At 53.1% G+C, this 14,024-nt stretch carries 13 protein-coding genes; 12 read left to right on the top strand and 1 reads right to left on the bottom strand.

From position 1 onward, the window contains the following. Positions 1-284 precede the first annotated feature (284 nt). The 10 genes from ACF2G4_RS13075 to ugpQ all read left to right on the top strand — a co-directional run bounded on the left by ACF2G4_RS13075 (position 285) and on the right by ugpQ (position 10,581). Positions 285-1,397, top strand: coding sequence for a branched-chain amino acid ABC transporter substrate-binding protein (locus tag ACF2G4_RS13075; RefSeq protein WP_215845355.1), 1,113 nt, complete (start codon positions 285-287; stop codon positions 1,395-1,397). A gap of 115 nt (positions 1,398-1,512) precedes the next feature. After that, positions 1,513-2,439, top strand: coding sequence for a high-affinity branched-chain amino acid ABC transporter permease LivH (livH, locus tag ACF2G4_RS13070; RefSeq protein WP_215845356.1), 927 nt, complete (start codon positions 1,513-1,515; stop codon positions 2,437-2,439). Continuing rightward, entirely contained in the window at positions 2,436-3,707 is a 1,272-nt protein-coding gene (locus ACF2G4_RS13065) for a high-affinity branched-chain amino acid ABC transporter permease LivM (RefSeq protein ID WP_215845357.1), read from the top strand. The genes livH and ACF2G4_RS13065 overlap by 4 nt, the downstream gene beginning before the upstream one ends. Beyond that, on the top strand, positions 3,704-4,471 hold the full coding sequence (gene livG / locus ACF2G4_RS13060; protein WP_215845358.1) for a high-affinity branched-chain amino acid ABC transporter ATP-binding protein LivG: 768 nt from the start codon (positions 3,704-3,706) through the stop codon (positions 4,469-4,471). Before ACF2G4_RS13065 ends, livG begins: the two co-directional genes overlap by 4 nt. A 1-nt stretch (position 4,472) precedes the next feature. Continuing rightward, positions 4,473-5,186, top strand: a complete 714-nt coding sequence (livF, locus tag ACF2G4_RS13055) for a high-affinity branched-chain amino acid ABC transporter ATP-binding protein LivF (protein WP_215845359.1) — start codon at positions 4,473-4,475, stop codon at positions 5,184-5,186. Between the two features lie 475 nt (positions 5,187-5,661). Beyond that, complete coding sequence (gene ugpB, locus ACF2G4_RS13050; RefSeq protein WP_409074941.1) at positions 5,662-6,978, top strand: sn-glycerol-3-phosphate ABC transporter substrate-binding protein UgpB; 1,317 nt, start codon at positions 5,662-5,664, stop codon at positions 6,976-6,978. 56 nt (positions 6,979-7,034) lie between these two features. Continuing rightward, positions 7,035-7,922: a sn-glycerol-3-phosphate ABC transporter permease UgpA gene (ugpA, locus tag ACF2G4_RS13045; RefSeq protein WP_409074940.1), complete on the top strand. Its 888-nt coding sequence runs from the start codon at positions 7,035-7,037 to the stop codon at positions 7,920-7,922. Beyond that, positions 7,919-8,764 carry a sn-glycerol-3-phosphate ABC transporter permease UgpE gene (gene ugpE, locus ACF2G4_RS13040; RefSeq protein ID WP_215845361.1) on the top strand — a complete coding sequence of 282 codons (846 nt, stop codon included), beginning with the start codon at positions 7,919-7,921 and terminating at the stop codon, positions 8,762-8,764. Before ugpA ends, ugpE begins: the two co-directional genes overlap by 4 nt. Positions 8,765-8,767: 3 nt before the next feature. Further along, on the top strand, positions 8,768-9,841 hold the full coding sequence (locus ACF2G4_RS13035; RefSeq protein WP_409074939.1) for a sn-glycerol-3-phosphate import ATP-binding protein UgpC: 1,074 nt from the start codon (positions 8,768-8,770) through the stop codon (positions 9,839-9,841). Next, positions 9,838-10,581 carry a glycerophosphodiester phosphodiesterase gene (ugpQ, locus tag ACF2G4_RS13030; protein WP_409074938.1) on the top strand — a complete coding sequence of 248 codons (744 nt, stop codon included), beginning with the start codon at positions 9,838-9,840 and terminating at the stop codon, positions 10,579-10,581. The genes ACF2G4_RS13035 and ugpQ overlap by 4 nt, the downstream gene beginning before the upstream one ends. Here ugpQ and ACF2G4_RS13025 read toward each other — a convergent pair. After that, positions 10,578-10,856, bottom strand: coding sequence for a DUF2756 domain-containing protein (locus tag ACF2G4_RS13025; protein ID WP_243079875.1), 279 nt, complete (start codon positions 10,854-10,856; stop codon positions 10,578-10,580). The two genes, ugpQ and ACF2G4_RS13025, sit on opposite strands and share 4 nt — an antisense overlap. Before the next feature lie 201 nt (positions 10,857-11,057). Between ACF2G4_RS13025 and ggt the strand changes: the two genes are divergently transcribed. Then, positions 11,058-12,809 (top strand): gamma-glutamyltransferase, encoded by a 1,752-nt coding sequence (ggt, locus tag ACF2G4_RS13020; protein WP_409074937.1) that lies wholly within the window; start codon positions 11,058-11,060, stop codon positions 12,807-12,809. A 445-nt stretch (positions 12,810-13,254) separates the two neighbouring features. Further along, positions 13,255-13,950, top strand: coding sequence for a pirin family protein (locus ACF2G4_RS13015; RefSeq protein ID WP_215845364.1), 696 nt, complete (start codon positions 13,255-13,257; stop codon positions 13,948-13,950). Positions 13,951-14,024: the final 74 nt, after the last annotated feature.

The raw sequence follows: 14,024 nt of genomic DNA, 5'->3' as shown, positions 1-14,024 counted from the left end.
AAACAGGTAAACCTGAGGCATAAACCAGCATAATGCGCTGGAGAAATGGTGAAAATACGGCCATTGCATCCAGTAGATTATGCTGCGTAACCCTGCCGTTACTGAATATGTCAGTTGATTTACCGAAGAAACATCCTGTTTAATGAGCTGAAAAATAAAGCCTTATTACCAATAAATGCCAGAAAAGCGTGCTAACTCATTATTGTTTAATCAGTTTTCAACTTTATCTGGCAGAAAATAAAGCAACTCACAACAAACACGACATAACAGATGGGGTAGTTCGGATGAAGATGAAAGGTCGCGCGTTACTGGCAGGATGCGTTGCACTGGCGATGAGCCATGCTGCGCTGGCAAAAGACATTAAAGTGGCCATCGTTGGGGCGATGTCAGGTCCGGTTGCACAATATGGCGATATGCAGTTCGCAGGCGCAACGCAGGCCATTGAAGACATCAACGCGAAAGGCGGCATCAACGGTGACAAGCTGGTTGCGGTAAAATATGACGATGCCTGTGACCCAAAACAAGCGGTCGCGGTGGCGAACAAAGTGATTAACGATGGCATCCGCTATGTGATTGGCCATCTTTGCTCCTCTTCAACTCAGCCCGCTTCTGACATCTATGAAGACGAAGGCGTACTGATGATTACGCCAGCCGCTACCGCGCCAGACTTAACCTCTCGCGGATACAAGCTGATTATGCGTACCACCGGCCTCGATTCTGACCAAGGCCCTACGGCGGCAAAATATGCGATGAGCGAGATCAAACCACAGCGTATCGCTATCGTTCATGACAAACAGCAATATGGCGAAGGCCTGGCGCGTTCAGTACAAAAAAGTCTGAAAGACGCAGGCGCTAACATTGTGATGTTTGAAGGTATCACCGCAGGCGATAAAGATTTTTCTACGCTGGTGGCCCGCCTGAAAAAAGATAACGTCGATTTCGTCTACTTCGGCGGTTACTACCCAGAAATGGGGCAGATCGTACGCCAGGCGCGTGCAGCGGGCCTGAAAACCCAGTTTATGGGGCCAGAAGGCGTGGGCAATGCCTCGCTGTCGAACATTGCTGGTGCTGCCTCTGAAGGCATGCTGGTGACGTTACCGAAGCGTTACGATCAAGTGCCAACCAACAAAACCATTGTTGATGCTCTGAAAGCCAAAAAGCTCGATCCAACCGGCCCCTTCGTCTGGACCACCTACGCGGCATTGCAATCGCTGGTGGCTGGTATGGAGCGCAGCAAGAGCGCAGAGCCAGAAGATATTGTGAAGAACCTGAAAGAGGGCGCAGCCGTGCCGACCGTGATGGGCGACCTGAGCTGGGATGAGAAGGGCGACCTGAAAGGCTTTGAATTTGGTGTGTTCAAGTGGCATGCCGACGGTACGTCTACTGCGGTGAAATAAGTTTTAGGGGCGGCTTTAATGCCGCCTTTATCAACACGGCTTTACTTTCCGCCTGGCTGTCAAAGATTCACGCTAACGCATTCAGTTCACGGACGTTTTTTTTAAGGTACATTCTATGTCCGAGCAATTCCTCTATTTCCTTCAGCAAATGTTCAACGGTGTTACCCTTGGCAGCACCTACGCGCTGATCGCCATCGGTTACACCATGGTTTACGGCATTATCGGCATGATTAACTTCGCCCACGGCGAGGTCTACATGATCGGTAGCTATGTCTCCTTCATCGTGATTGCCGCCCTGATGATGATGGGCATCGACACTACGTGGCTAATGATTGCCGCCGGTTTCGTGATGGCGGTGATCATTTCCAGCGCTTACGGCTGGAGCATTGAGCGCGTGGCATATAAGCCGGTGCGCTCTTCTAAGCGATTGATCGCACTGATCTCCGCGATCGGTATGTCGATCTTTCTGCAAAACTACGTCAGCCTGACGCAAGGTTCCCGCGACCTCGCGCTGCCAAGCTTGATTACCGGGCAATGGACGGTAGGCGAAAGCAACGGCTTTGCCGCCACCATTTCAACCATGCAAATTGTTATTTGGATTGTGACCTTCCTGGCGATGCTGGCGTTGACCACGTTTATCCGCTATTCCCGCATGGGCCGCGCCTGTCGCGCCTGCGCTGAAGACCTGAAAATGGCCAGCCTGTTGGGGATCAACACTGACCGCGTGATTTCGCTGACCTTTGTGATCGGTGCGGCGATGGCGGCAGTTGCAGGTGTGCTGTTAGGCCAGTTCTACGGTTCAATCAACCCCTTTATCGGCTTTATGGCGGGGATGAAAGCGTTTACCGCGGCGGTTTTAGGCGGCATTGGCAGCATTCCCGGCGCGATGATTGGCGGATTAGTATTGGGTATTGCTGAAGCACTGACATCGGCCTACCTCAGCACTGAATATAAAGATGTGGTTTCGTTTGCCTTGCTGATTGTGGTGCTGTTGGTGATGCCGACCGGAATTCTGGGGCGTCCGGAGGTCGAAAAAGTATGAAGTCTTCCTTCGTTAATGCACTTATCTCCTCGCTGATGCTGCTGGTTCTCGCCACCTTTTTCATGGGGTTGCGCCTGAACCTGGATGGCACGAATTTGATAGTACAGAACGCCGGTAGTCTGCGGTGGGAATGGATCGCTGTCGCCTGCGTGGTGGTATTCTTGTTCCAGCTGATGCGCCCAGTGTGGCAGAGCGGCATGAAGAAAGTCTCGTTGCCCGCTTTCGTATTACCCGGCATTGATGGTTCCACGCCAAAGCAGAAACTGGTGATGGGGATCATGATCCTGGCCGCTGTTGCCTGGCCGTTTTTGGTCTCACGCGGCACCGTCGATATCGCCACCATGACGTTGATTTACATCATGCTTGGCCTTGGCCTCAACGTAGTGGTTGGCCTTTCTGGCCTGTTAGTATTGGGCTACGGCGGTTTCTATGCGATTGGCGCTTACACTTTCGCGCTGCTTAATCACTATTTCGGTTTAGGTTTCTGGGAATGTCTGCCGCTGGCGGGCATTGTGGCAGCGATGTTTGGTCTACTGCTGGGTTTCCCGGTGCTGCGCTTGCGTGGCGACTATTTGGCGATTGTGACGCTTGGCTTTGGCGAAATTGTGCGTATTTTGCTGCTCAATAACACCGACATCACCGGTGGTCCAAACGGCATCAGCCAGATCCCCAAACCTACCTTTTTCGGGCTGGAGTTTAACCGCACCCCGCGTGATGGCGGCTGGGATACCTTCCATAACGTCTTTGGCCTGAAATACGATCCCAGCGACCGCATCATTTTCCTCTATTTGGTTGCGCTACTGCTGGTGGTGCTCACGCTGTTTGTGATCAATCGTCTGCTGCGCATGCCACTGGGCCGTGCGTGGGAAGCGCTGCGTGAAGATGAAATTGCCTGCCGCTCGCTGGGCCTCAGCCCAACGCGCATCAAGCTCACCGCTTTTACTATCAGCGCCGCTTTTGCCGGGTTTGCCGGTAGCCTGTTTGCAGCACGACAGGGCTTTGTTAGCCCCGAATCCTTTACCTTTGTTGAATCCGCCTTTGTACTGGCGATTGTGGTGTTGGGCGGCATGGGTTCGCAGTTTGCCGTGATTCTCGCCGCCATTCTGTTGGTGGTTTCGCGTGAACTTATGCGCGATCTCAATGAATACAGCATGTTGGTGCTGGGTGGATTAATGGTGCTAATGATGATTTGGCGCCCGCAAGGTCTGCTGCCGATGAAGCGTCCACACCTGAAACTCAAGCAGGGTAAAAAAGGAGAGCAGGCATGAGTCAGCCTTTGTTAGCCGTTGAAGGCCTGATGATGCGCTTCGGCGGCCTGTTAGCCGTGAATAACGTGGCGCTGGAACTGCGTCCGCAAGAGATCGTTTCTTTGATTGGCCCAAATGGCGCCGGCAAAACCACCGTTTTTAACTGCCTGACCGGTTTCTACAAACCCACCGGCGGCAGCATCAAGTTGCGCGATCAGCATCTTGAAGGGTTGCCGGGCCAAAAGATTGCGCGCATGGGTATCGTTCGCACCTTCCAACATGTGCGTCTGTTCCGCGAAATGACGGTGATTGAAAACCTGTTAGTGGCGCAGCATCAGCACCTGAAAAGTGGCGTGTTCTCTGGATTATTGAAAACGCCAGCGTTTCGCCGCAGCGAAAGTGAAGCGTTGGATCGCGCCGCAACCTGGCTGGATCGCGTGGGCTTGCTGGAAATGGCAAACCGGCAGGCGGGCAACCTGGCGTATGGTCAGCAGCGTCGTCTGGAAATTGCCCGCTGCATGGTGACACGCCCAGAAATTCTGATGCTGGATGAACCCGCGGCGGGTTTGAACCCCAAAGAAACCCACGAACTGGATGAGTTGATTGCTGAACTGCGCGGTGATCACAAGGTTTCCGTGTTGTTGATTGAACACGATATGAAGCTGGTGATGGGTATTTCCGATCGTATTTACGTGGTGAACCAAGGAACGCCATTAGCCAACGGCACGCCGGAAGAGATTCGCAATAACCCGGATGTGATCCGTGCCTATTTAGGAGAGGCGTAACATGGCCAACACGATGCTAACCATTGAGAACGTCAGCGCGCATTACGGCAAAATCCAGGCGCTGCACAATGTCAGCCTGTATATCAACCAAGGCGAAATCGTCACCTTAATTGGCGCGAACGGCGCAGGTAAAACCACGCTGCTCGGCACGTTGTGTGGCGAACCTCGCGCCACGCAGGGTTCCATCACCTTTGACGGTAAAGCCATAACCGACTGGCAAACTGCACGCATCATGCGTGAAGCGATTGCGATTGTGCCGGAAGGGCGTCGCGTCTTTTCACGCATGACGGTGGAAGAAAATCTGGCGATGGGTGGTTTTTTTGCCAGCCGTCAGCAGTATCAGGAGCGCATCAAGCGCGTTTATGCGCTGTTTCCGCGTCTGGATGAGCGCAGATTACAGCGCGCAGGAACTATGTCCGGTGGCGAACAGCAGATGTTAGCGATTGGTCGTGCATTGATGAGCCAGCCGCGTCTGTTACTGCTGGATGAGCCTTCACTCGGTCTGGCCCCGATTATTATTCAGCAAATTTTCGATACCATTGAGCAGCTGCGTAGCGAAGGGATGACCATTTTCCTTGTGGAGCAGAATGCGAATCAGGCATTGAAACTGGCCGATCGGGGTTACGTGTTGGAAAACGGCCATGTGGTGCTGGAAGATACCGGCGCTGCGTTGTTATCCAATGAAGCGGTACGCAGTGCTTATTTAGGCGCCTAGTTTTCCTGTTGCTCTAACTCAAGTACGAGGTCGTTGCCCCCCACCTCAGTCCTCCCCCATACATGGGGGAGGAAGACGCTGCAATATGCTCGCTCTGAAATTGCATATGGCAGCGTCTCCTTCCCCTGCTTCGCGGGGGAAGGTCGGGATGGGGGACAGCGCGCAGATGAGGTCGTTTGCCCCCCACCTCAGTCCTCCCCCCATAAATGGGGGAGGAAGACGCTGCAATATGCTCGCTCTGAAATTGCATATGGCAGCGTCTCCTTCCCCCGCTTTGCGGGGGAAGGCCGGGATGGGGGACAGCGCGCACCATCAAAAAACGCTTCGATCCACTTCACTCTGCTTAAATCCTGAAATCCCGCTGTAACCTCTCTGTCATTAAGCCGTTATTTATCCGTCATTTTCCCGTGTCATGTTACGTCGCGAACAAAAAAATGCGCGATCTTGCGCGTACTTACCTGCACAGGAAAACAATATGTCCGTGTTTACTTTTCGTCGTAGCCTGATGAGTGCGGTGCTGGGCCTGACGCTCAGCGGCAATGCGCTCGCCGCCACTGAAATTCCTTTCTGGCACTCAATGGAGGGCGAGTTGGGCAAAGAAGTTGACTCTTTGGCGCAGCGTTTTAACCAGGCGCACCCCGATTACAAAATTGTTCCGACCTACAAAGGTAACTACGAGCAGAGCCTGGCCGCAGGCATTGCGGCGGTGCGTACCGGCAAAGCGCCGGCCATTTTGCAGGTTTATGAAGTCGGCACTGCCACCATGATGGCATCGAAAGCCATTGTGCCCGTGCATCAGCTCTTCCAGGATGCAGGCATCGCGTTTGATGAAAAACAGTTCGTTCCTACCGTTTCCGGCTATTACAGTGACTCAAGCGGCCATCTGATCTCACAACCGTTTAACAGCTCTACGCCGGTGCTTTACTACAACAAAGACGCGTTTAAAAAAGCGGGTTTGAATCCCGATCAACCGCCAAAAACCTGGCAAGAACTGGCGAAAAGCGCCGATGCGCTGCGTAAAGCGGGCATGAGCTGTGGCTACGCCAGCGGTTGGCAAGGCTGGATCCAAATTGAAAACTTCAGCGCCTGGCACGCGTTGCCGGTTGCAACCAAAAACAACGGTTTCGATGGCACTGACGCGGTGCTGGAGTTCAACAAACCGGTTCAGGTTCGTCATATCCAGATGCTGGAAGAGATGAACAAAAAAGGTGACTTCACCTACTTTGGTCGTAAAGACGAATCCACCGCCAAGTTTTATAACGGCGATTGCGCTATCACCACCGCTTCTTCCGGTTCGCTGGCCGACATCCGCCATTATGCGAAATTCAATTTCGGCGTAGGCATGATGCCGTATGACGAAAAGGTCGCGAACGCGCCGCAAAATGCCATCATCGGCGGGGCGAGTTTGTGGGTGATGAAGGGCAAAGATGCAGGCACTTATAAAGGCGTTGCGGAATTCATGCAGTTCCTCGCGCAGCCAGAAATTGCAGCCGAATGGCATCAGAAAACCGGTTATCTGCCTATTACCACCGCGGCTTATACACTGAGCAAGCAGCAGGGTTTTTATGACAAAAATCCAGGTGCCGATATCGCCACTCGTCAGATGCTGAACAAACCGCCATTGCCGTTTACCCAAGGTATGCGTCTGGGCAACATGCCGCAGATCCGTACCGTGATTGACGAGGAGTTGGAAGGCGTCTGGACCGGCAAGCAGTCACCACAAAACGCGCTGGATAACGCCGTGAAACGTGGCAACGATCTGCTGCGTCGCTTCGAACAGCAAGTTAAGTAATTGCCCTTCAGGGCCAGCTTATCCTGGCCCTTGTTCTCCTTTACGCAGAGCACGCTATGTCTTCAACTCGTCCGGTATTTCGCACCAGCGCGTTGCCCTATCTTCTGGTGCTGCCGCAATTGCTAATTACGGCTATTTTCTTTCTCTGGCCTGCCGGAGAAGCGCTGTGGTATTCGCTACAAAACCTCGATCCTTTTGGCCTCTCCAGCACTTTTGTCGGTTTAGATAATTTCAAGCGCCTGTTCGCTGATGCGTATTACCTGGCGTCGTTTTGGACCACGTTAAAATTCAGTGGATTGGTCACGGTGTGCGGCATGACCTTTTCGCTGCTGCTGGCAGCGCTGGTGGATTACGTCATTCGCCTGCGCAAGCTCTATCAAATGCTGCTGCTGCTGCCCTATGCCGTCGCGCCGGTTGTTGCAGCGGTATTGTGGATGTTCCTGTTTAATCCTGGGCTTGGCCTGTTCAGCTACTTGCTGAACCATGTCGGTTATAACTGGAACTACGCGCAAAACAGCGGTCAGGCGATGTTCCTGATTGTGCTGGCCTCTATCTGGCAGCAGATGAGCTATAACTTCTTGTTTTTCTTCGCTGCACTGCAATCTATCCCTAAGTCGCTGGTGGAAGCGGCGGCAATCGATGGCGCAGGCCCGGTGCGCCGCTTCTTTAATTTATCGCTGCCGCTGATAACACCAGTGAGTTTCTTCCTGCTGGTCGTGAATCTGATTTACGCCTTCTTCGATACCTTCCCGGTGATCGATGCCGCCACCGGCGGCGGTCCGGTTCAGGCCACTACCACGCTGATCTACAAAATTTATCGCGAAGGATTTACTGGCCTGGATCTGTCGTCCTCGGCGGCGCAATCCGTGGTGCTGATGCTGCTGGTGATTGGCTTAACGGTGATTCAGTTCCGCTTTGTGGAGCGTAAGGTGCAATACCAATGATTGAAAATCGACGCGGGTTGGATATCTTTAGCCACATCGTTTTGGTGCTTGGCGTGCTGACCATTCTGTTTCCGCTGTATGTCGCTTTCGTGGCCGCCACGCTGGATAACGAAGCGGTTTATCAGGTGCCAATGACGCTAATTCCCGGCACGCATTTATGGGAGAACGTCTCGCGCATCTGGACACAGGGCGTCAACGGTAACGGCCCGGCTTTTGGCATGATGCTGCTCAACAGCATGATCATGGCGCTCGGCATCACCTTCGGCAAAATCGTGGTGTCGATCCTCTCCGCTTTTGCGCTGGTGTGGTTTCGCTTTCCGCTGCGCACGCTGTTCTTCTGGCTGATTTTCATCACCCTGATGTTGCCAGTTGAAGTGCGTATTTTCCCTACCGTGCAGGTGATCGCGGATCTGAACATGCTCGACAGCTACAGCGGTTTAACGCTGCCGCTGATGGCCTCTGCGACCGCGACATTCCTGTTTCGCCAGTTTTTTATGTCATTACCCGATGAGCTGGTTGAAGCGGCACGCATTGATGGCGCCAGCCCGATGCGCTTTTTCTGGGACATCGTACTGCCGCTCTCCAAAACCAATCTGGCAGCGCTGTTCGTCATCACCTTTATCTACGGCTGGAACCAATATCTTTGGCCGCTGCTGGTGATCAACGACGCCAGCCTGGGAACTGCAGTAGCCGGGATAAAAAGCATGATCTCCAGCAGCGGTTCGCCCACGCAGTGGAACGAAGTCATGGCAGCAATGCTATTAACCCTGATCCCACCGGTGGTGGTGGTATTCGTCATGCAGCGCGCCTTTGTGCGTGGCTTGGTTGAGAGTGAGAAATAAGAGATGGCAGGTGTAACGCTTCAGGCGGTGACAAAATCCTACGATGGAAAAAATCAGGTCATTCAACCGCTGAATGTCACGGTGAATGAGGGCGAATTTATGGTAATGGTGGGGCCGTCCGGCTGCGGCAAATCAACCCTGCTGCGCATGGTCGCTGGGCTGGAGCGCGTCAGCTCAGGCGATATTTATATCGATGGCAAACGTGTCACCCACGAAGAACCGAAAGATCGCGGTATCGCGATGGTGTTTCAGAATTACGCGCTCTATCCGCACATGTCGGTAGAAGAGAACATGGCGTATGGCTTAAAGATTCGCGGCATGGGCAAAGAGCAGATCCGCCAGCGCGTACTGGATGCCGCACGCAGTCTTGAGCTGGATCCACTTTTAAGCCGCCGTCCGCGTGAGCTTTCTGGCGGGCAGCGCCAGCGCGTTGCGATGGGCCGGGCGATTGTGCGCGAACCGGCGGTATTTTTGTTTGATGAACCGCTGTCCAATTTAGATGCACGGCTGCGTGTGCAGATGCGGTTGGAACTGCAACAGTTGCATCGCCGCCTGAAAACCACCAGCCTGTATGTCACGCACGATCAAGTGGAAGCGATGACGCTGGCGCAAAGAGTGATGGTGATGAACAAAGGCATTGTCGAGCAGATCGGCACGCCGGTTGATGTCTATGAACGGCCCGCCAGCCAATTCGTTGCCGCGTTTATCGGTTCGCCGGCCATGAACCTGCTGAAAGGAGACATCAACAGCGACGGCACGCGTTTCACCCTTAATCCCTCCTGCGCGCTGCCGCTTGGCATAAATAAAGCGAAATGGGCAAACCGGCCAATGGTACTCGGCATTCGCCCGGAACACATTCAGATCAGCAGCCGCGAGCAGGTAGGCATTCCGATGGTGGTCGAAACGCTGGAGATGCTGGGCGCGGACAACCTGGTACATGGGCGTATTGGCGAGTCACGTTTAGTGGTGCGCTTGCCCTACAGCGAACGTCCCAAGGTGGGCAGCACGCTGTGGCTGCATCTGCCAGCAGATGCGTTACACTTCTTCGATTCAACCCATGGAAAGCGTCTGGAATGAGTCAAAAAAACTGGCCTTACCCGCACATCGTCGCGCATCGCGGTGGCGGTAAACTGGCACCGGAAAACACCTTAGCGGCGATTGATATCGGTGCGAAATATGGTCATTTGATGATTGAGTTCGATGCCAAACTGTCGAACGATGCGCAAATTTTTCTGCTGCACGATGACACGCTTGATCGAACCAGTAACGGTTGGGGCATCGCCGGAGAGTTGTCCTGGGACAAGCTGGCGAAACTCGATGCGGGCAGCTGGTTTAGCCGCGACTTTAACGGTGAACCGCTGGCGCTGTTGGCCGACGTCGCCGCGCGCTGCCGTCAGCATCAGATGATGGCGAATATCGAAATCAAACCTACGACTAACAGCGAAATTGAAACCGGTCGCGCTATCGCACAGGCTGCGGCGCAACTGTGGCAAGGTCAAACCGCACCGTTACTTTCTTCTTTCTCTTATGAAGCGCTGGAAGCCGCTATGCAGGTTGAACCTGAGCTGCCGCGCGGATTGTTGTTGCACAGTTGGGATAAACAGTGGCAGGAGAAGACCACCGCGCTGGATTGCGTGTCGATACACCTTAATCACAAGGTGTTAAGTGCTGCTCGCGTTGCTGAACTCAAAGCAGCAGGCTTACGCATTTTGGCTTATACCGTAAATAACCCTGAGCGGGCGCGGGCGTTGCTGAAGTGGGGCGTCGATGCCATCTGTACCGATCGCATCGACATCATTGGCCCCGATTTTACCTAGTTCTGATTCTGCTGCTGGCCTGGCTGCGTTCTAATCACGCGCTGCTGGGCACTGTCACGCTGTTCCTGCATTTTGCGCTGCACGTCCTGATTTTGCTGCTGCTGATCCTGCTGCAACTTCCTTTTTTGCTGTTGCTGCTGGTTCTGCATCTGCGACTGCATCCGCTGCTGGCTCGGATTGTAGCCCGGTTTGTTCGGATCATTAGTGCTGTTCAGCGTGTTCGCCATGCTGGTTAACGGCAAGAGCGCCGCAAAAACAATTAGCCATCTCTTCATAAAAAATCCTCCGTAAGCGCGATCGCTGCTGTGTGCAATAGGCTGAAATCAACCTTTAGATTACCTCTTCTAGTTTATTAGATATCACAAACTCCACATTTAAGAGTGTGCCGAATTTGACTTAACCCTCAATAATTTGCTGTATTTGTAATCACTTGAAGAAATGATAAAAAAATGTAAATAACAGAGGATGGTGGCAGGATGAAAATTCAAGGCAAGGTGCGCCAGCTCGGCTGGTCGTTGTTAATGAGTTTTGTGGTGGTGAGTGGGGCCAGCGCAGCCCCTGGTTCGACGCCACCGGTTTCGTATGGCGTCGACAGTGACACCTTTCACCCGGTAAAAGCGCAGCACGGCATGGTGGCCTCAGTAGATGCGATGGCAACAAACGTCGGCGTTGATATTCTGCGTCAGGGCGGCAATGCCGTTGATGCGGCCGTTGCCGTGGGATTCGCCTTAGCCGTGACCCATCCGCAGGCAGGTAACCTGGGGGGCGGAGGTTTTATGCTGCTGCGCACTGCATCAGGCCGCACCACTGCCATCGATTTTCGTGAAATGGCGCCGGGCCACGCTTCACGCGATATGTTCCTCGACAAGCAAGGCAACGCTGATAGCAAGCTTTCACTGACTTCTCATCTCGCGTCTGGTACGCCAGGCACCGTGGCCGGTTTTGCCTTAGCTGCGCAGAAATATGGCACATTGCCACTGAGCACCTTGCTGGCACCGGCCATTAAACTGGCGCGCGACGGCATTGTGGTTAACGATGCGCTGGCTGATGATCTGAAAACCTACGGCAAAGAAGTCTTGATCACCCACGCCAACAGCAAAGCTATTTTCTACAAGCCGGACGGTACGCCGTGGCAGAAGGGAGATCGTCTGGTGCAGAAGAATCTGGCGCGTAGCTTAACGTTAATTGCGCAGCAGGGACCGGATGCATTTTACAAAGGCAATATTGCCGACGAAATCGCCGGAGAAATGGCGCAGCACGGTGGTCTCATCAACAAAGCGGATTTAGCGGCTTACCGCGCGGTTGAGCGCAAGCCCGTCAGTGGCACCTATCGCGGTTATGAGGTCTTTTCGATGCCGCCTCCTTCTTCCGGTGGCATTCACATCGTTCAAATCCTCAATATTTTGGAAAACTTTGATTTAGCGAAGATGGGCTTTGGCAGCGCCGATGCGATGCAGGTAATGGCTGAAGCGGAGAAATACGCTTACGCTGACCGCTCTGAATATCTTGGCGACCCAGATTTCGTCAGAGTTCCTTGGCAGGCGTTGACCAGCAAAGCCTATGCGAAATCGCTGGCGCAGCAGATTGATGTGGCAAAAGCGCGTCCTTCCAGTGAGATCAAACCCGGCAAACTCGCGCCTTATGAAAGCAATCAGACCACCCATTTCTCGGTGGTGGACAAGAACGGCAACGCGGTCGCGGTAACGTACACGCTCAACACCTATTTCGGCAGCGGCATTGTGGCGGGCAACAGCGGCATCCTGATGAACAACGAAATGGATGATTTCTCTGCCAAACCCGGCACGCCAAACGTTTACGGATTGGTTGGCGGAGAAGCGAATGCTGTACAACCGGCGAAACGTCCGCTCTCATCGATGTCTCCGACCATTGTGGCGAAAGAAGGTAAAACCTGGCTGGTTACTGGCAGTCCAGGCGGTAGTCGAATCATCACAACTGTGCTGCAAATGGTGGTGAACAGTATCGATTTTGGTATGAATGTGGCAGAAGCGACTAACGCGCCGCGCTTCCATCATCAATGGTTGCCGGATCAGCTACGCGTTGAAAAAGGCTTTAGCCCGGATACGCTGCGCCTGCTGGAGAATAAAGGTCAGCACGTAAAAGTTCTGCCCGCTATGGGCAGCACCCAGAGCATTATGATTGGGCCAGATGGCACATTATATGGCGCATCCGATCCGCGCAGCGTGGACGATCTCAGCGCAGGTTATTAAGTCTTTAAGGCACCGGTTAGGTGCCTTTTTTATGGGGAATAACAGAAAGGTTTTCGTTTGGATTCGAATAATCCCTTTTAACATCAAGGGTTTTTTGAATTAATTAAATGAAAATTATTCTCAAAAACACTTTACAGACGCGAATGATAATGATTATTATTGCCATGCGTTCTCGGGACTCCAACGACGTCCTTAGAAAGCACGACATTGCTCACATTGCTTCCAGTATTATTTAGCCAGCCCGGGTGCTGGCTTTTTTTTTACTGCGTATAAGCGGTTTCTGACCTTCGTTCCCACCCGCCAGCCCCAATGACGGTATCGTACAAAAAGCGCGTCTACGGGACGCCATCTTCATCATTTTTTTTGAACAGAGGAATGAAGTTTTTCAGCTATCAATCTTTTCCCCTCAGGCACAGACTACATAAAACATTGAGGAGATTTGAACATGATCTATTTACGTAAAGCTGAAGAACGCGGCCATGCCAATCACGGTTGGCTGGATAGCTGGCACACTTTCTCCTTTGCCGACTATTACGATGCCAACTTTATGGGCTTCTCGGCGCTGCGCGTGATCAACGAAGATGTGATCGATGGAGGGCAGGGTTTTGGCACTCATCCGCACAGAGACATGGAAATTCTGACTTATGTGTTGTCCGGCACCGTTGAGCACCAAGACAGCATGGGCAATAAAGAGCAGATTCCCACTGGTGAATTCCAGATCATGAGCGCCGGTACCGGTGTGCGTCATTCGGAATACAACGCCAGCAAAACGGATGCGCTGCATCTGTATCAGATCTGGATTATCCCTGAGCGCACCGGCATTGAACCGCGCTACGATCAGCGCCGGTTCCCGGATATAAAAGGTCGCCAATTTGTCCTGACACCGGATGCGCGTGACGGCTCGTTGAAGGTTTATCAGGATATGACGCTATCGCGTTGGCTGTTTGCCGCCGGGGATAGCGACAGCGTGGAGATTGAAGCGGGTCGCCGCGTCTGGATCCAAGTGGTGAAGGGCGATGTAAAGGTCAATGGTCAGCCCGCTGGAACCAGCGATGCGTTCGCTATTTGGGATGAAAATACACTGACAATTGAAGCGGACAGCGCTGCCGAAGTGCTGCTGTTTGATCTGCCGCCAGTCTAAAACGTTAAGGGGCGCGCATCGTCGTGCCCCATTGGCAATTCCATGACAATTTAATGTTAGACTCATCGTAAATT

The organism is Pantoea phytostimulans, from assembly GCF_046118715.1.
GTDB lineage: Bacteria > Pseudomonadota > Gammaproteobacteria > Enterobacterales > Enterobacteriaceae > Pantoea > Pantoea phytostimulans.
Note: the sequence above shows the minus strand (reverse complement) of the source record. Positions and strands in the feature narration are given on the sequence as shown.

Coding starts and splice junctions, on each gene's coding strand:
- ACF2G4_RS13075 (WP_215845355.1), top strand. CDS start 285: ATGAAGATGAAAGGTCGCGCGTTACTGGCAGGATGCGTTGCACTGGCG.
- livH (WP_215845356.1), top strand. CDS start 1,513: ATGTCCGAGCAATTCCTCTATTTCCTTCAGCAAATGTTCAACGGTGTT.
- ACF2G4_RS13065 (WP_215845357.1), top strand. CDS start 2,436: ATGAAGTCTTCCTTCGTTAATGCACTTATCTCCTCGCTGATGCTGCTG.
- livG (WP_215845358.1), top strand. CDS start 3,704: ATGAGTCAGCCTTTGTTAGCCGTTGAAGGCCTGATGATGCGCTTCGGC.
- livF (WP_215845359.1), top strand. CDS start 4,473: ATGGCCAACACGATGCTAACCATTGAGAACGTCAGCGCGCATTACGGC.
- ugpB (WP_409074941.1), top strand. CDS start 5,662: ATGTCCGTGTTTACTTTTCGTCGTAGCCTGATGAGTGCGGTGCTGGGC.
- ugpA (WP_409074940.1), top strand. CDS start 7,035: ATGTCTTCAACTCGTCCGGTATTTCGCACCAGCGCGTTGCCCTATCTT.
- ugpE (WP_215845361.1), top strand. CDS start 7,919: ATGATTGAAAATCGACGCGGGTTGGATATCTTTAGCCACATCGTTTTG.
- ACF2G4_RS13035 (WP_409074939.1), top strand. CDS start 8,768: ATGGCAGGTGTAACGCTTCAGGCGGTGACAAAATCCTACGATGGAAAA.
- ugpQ (WP_409074938.1), top strand. CDS start 9,838: ATGAGTCAAAAAAACTGGCCTTACCCGCACATCGTCGCGCATCGCGGT.
- ACF2G4_RS13025 (WP_243079875.1), bottom strand. CDS start 10,856: ATGAAGAGATGGCTAATTGTTTTTGCGGCGCTCTTGCCGTTAACCAGC.
- ggt (WP_409074937.1), top strand. CDS start 11,058: ATGAAAATTCAAGGCAAGGTGCGCCAGCTCGGCTGGTCGTTGTTAATG.
- ACF2G4_RS13015 (WP_215845364.1), top strand. CDS start 13,255: ATGATCTATTTACGTAAAGCTGAAGAACGCGGCCATGCCAATCACGGT.